This window comes from Shewanella sp. T24-MNA-CIBAN-0130, assembly GCF_040310185.1.
Lineage (GTDB): Bacteria > Pseudomonadota > Gammaproteobacteria > Enterobacterales > Shewanellaceae > Shewanella > Shewanella psychromarinicola.
On sequence record NZ_JBEOPP010000191.1, the window covers coordinates 1 to 334 of the forward strand.

Here is a 334-nt window from a genome sequence, read left to right on the forward strand (position 1 = left end):
GGGTGACTATGGTATTGATGACTGTTTTACCACGGACTAAACCGAGCAACACCTGCTTGTTGCCTTGGTTTCGCAGTAGTTGAGTCACATCGGCAATGTTAGTAATTTTCTTACCATTGATGCTCGCAATCACATCACCTTCTTTCGCATCAACCTCAATACGGGCCAGTGGTGAGGCTGATAACGGCAACTCAGGGTCGGTTTGATAAATATGGCTTATCACCACACCTTTATCGGTTTGTGTCAGCCTAGCCCCTAATGCAGCGGCTTTGGCTGCATCGGCATCTTGGGCAATATCGCCACCTCGTACTTGTGAATGTAATGAGTTCAGTTC

1 protein-coding gene is annotated in these 334 nt (G+C 47.3%); it reads right to left on the reverse strand.

The window, feature by feature from the left end; all coding sequences use genetic code 11:
• The coding region (locus tag AAEZ02_RS22030) for a PDZ domain-containing protein (protein WP_351125110.1) at positions 1 to 334 on the reverse strand (334 nt) is incomplete at both ends.